Origin of the sequence: Pseudoalteromonas sp. SG41-5 (assembly GCF_014164495.1) — a bacterium.
GTDB lineage: Bacteria > Pseudomonadota > Gammaproteobacteria > Enterobacterales > Alteromonadaceae > Pseudoalteromonas > Pseudoalteromonas rhizosphaerae.
In genome coordinates, this window is the sequence record NZ_JACJFH010000211.1 from 1 (window position 1) to 1,854 (window position 1,854).

Below are 1,854 nucleotides of genomic sequence, written 5' to 3' on the forward strand. Positions count from 1 at the left end.
ATTGCTTGGCCTTTTAAAGACTGCACACTGCATAATTTAAAACACAGCTTTTTATCGTGCTTAATAATAAAATTACACCATGCATTACAAAGCTTACACTGCCCGTCAAAGAGTATTATTTTATTGTTTTGCATAAGCTGTTGAGCATTTATTTCACACATACTTAGCCTTTAATTGAACGTTTATATCAATATTTATTTAGCCCTACTCACACCAACGTCCTTGTTTTTGCATTATCAACAATAAATGCGCGGCACTCCACGAGAAATTAGGCGCGCCTTGTTGTTCGCCCGTCAAAGGATTGTAATTTTCGCGAATAGGAGCACTGGCCAATAAGCCATCAGCATGAGTAAGTAGTTGCTCACTGAGTTGCTGCGCCTTTTCACAATAACCGTAATGACTCATACCCACCAAACCAAAATACAGCTGATCAAGCCATACTCGACCTCGCCAATAGATATCTGCACCAAAAGCAGGGTTGCTCAAAGCCGCGCTGCCAAGTGGTACGTAGGTATTGAACTCTTTTTCATCAAGCATTACATCAACCACTTGCTGCGCTTGTTCAACCGTGGCTACTTGATTAAATAGCGGCGACCAGCCTTCAGGGCCTTTACCGCGCTTAACTAACGGCTTGCCTGCACAGCCACTTGCTAACGGTTGTGGTGCTATTTCAATGTCAAAATAATAGCCAGTTGTTCTATCGAACATACATCGATTTATATACGCTCTTAGTTTGGTTGCTTGTTTTAAAAAATAACTCGCTTGGCGAGGATAATTCAGCTCTTTAGCAATTTTACTTAAATAGCGATTATCCGCTGCCATGTATGATGCCTGATCGACTGATTCTTGCAGTAATGAGTAGCCAATCAAACGCCCCGCTTTATCAAAATTTTCGGCAAAACCTACGTGCCAATCAGTGGCTTTACCGCCATTTTTTATATACTTCGCGAGTTGTTCACTGCTAATGAAACCAAACACCGCTGCATCATCTCGGCCCGACTCCCACGATGCCGCTGTTTGCGCAGGGATCTTTATCTGTTTTTGTGGATGGGCGATAAGCTGATCCTTATAATTTTCAAGACCACTTTGCGCAGCCCAACCCGTTGCTGTTTGCACCTCAAAGCGTAATTTACCGTCATCCGTTGTATGGGCCTTATCAACTGTTGCGCCATACTCTGGCACACCATTGCCATTGTGATCTCGATTAGTTAGCCACCAGTTTCTATAGCTGACCAACTTTGGGAATATTTCCGCAAGCCACTGCTTATCATTTGTGTACTCATAAACTTGCCACACAGCCCAAGCGGCTAAACTGGGTTTAGTATTACGTTCGTTCCAGTTAGTCCCATCACCACCCCGTTCAGGGCTTAAATTATAAGCCACTAAATCAGGAATAAACCCTACATCCCACGGTCTTACAGCATCATTTGCTGTTATTTGGTGCTCAAATACCGCATTGAGATTTTGCTTTGCGAGTACTGGGTGAAAAGTCGCCAGGGCAAAAGCGTGCTTATAACTATCCCACGGCCAAGTCTGATTACCGGAAAACCAGCGTCCCGTCACGGCAGGACTTACGGTATCAAAGCCAACAGCACCGGCTTTAGAACGCCAATTACCAATCAAGGTTTCAATACTTTTGACGGCTAACTTTTTATGCCTTTCATCGGCACTGGCTAACGGGCGCAGCGCACTATTAATATACCCTTGCCAACGCGTGGCACTGCGGGCTAAATACAGCTCGGGCTGGTTTAAAACATCTTTTATAATAGCCTGCTCGTTTGCCGCTTCTTGGCTATTTAATAAGTACGAATAAGTTGTGTAAAACGTGGTATCGCTATCAATTGTTGTGTCACT

At 43.8% G+C, this 1,854-nt stretch carries 2 protein-coding genes; both read right to left on the reverse strand.

Features of this window, described 5'->3' with window-relative positions; all coding sequences use genetic code 11:
- Positions 1-161: DCC1-like thiol-disulfide oxidoreductase family protein (locus H5232_RS23050; RefSeq protein ID WP_182831620.1), on the reverse strand; the 161-nt coding region annotated here is incomplete at its 3' end.
- Positions 162-204: 43 nt separating this feature from the next.
- On the reverse strand, positions 205-1,854 hold a 1,650-nt coding region (gene ygjK, locus H5232_RS23055; RefSeq protein ID WP_182831622.1), incomplete at its 5' end, for an alpha-glucosidase.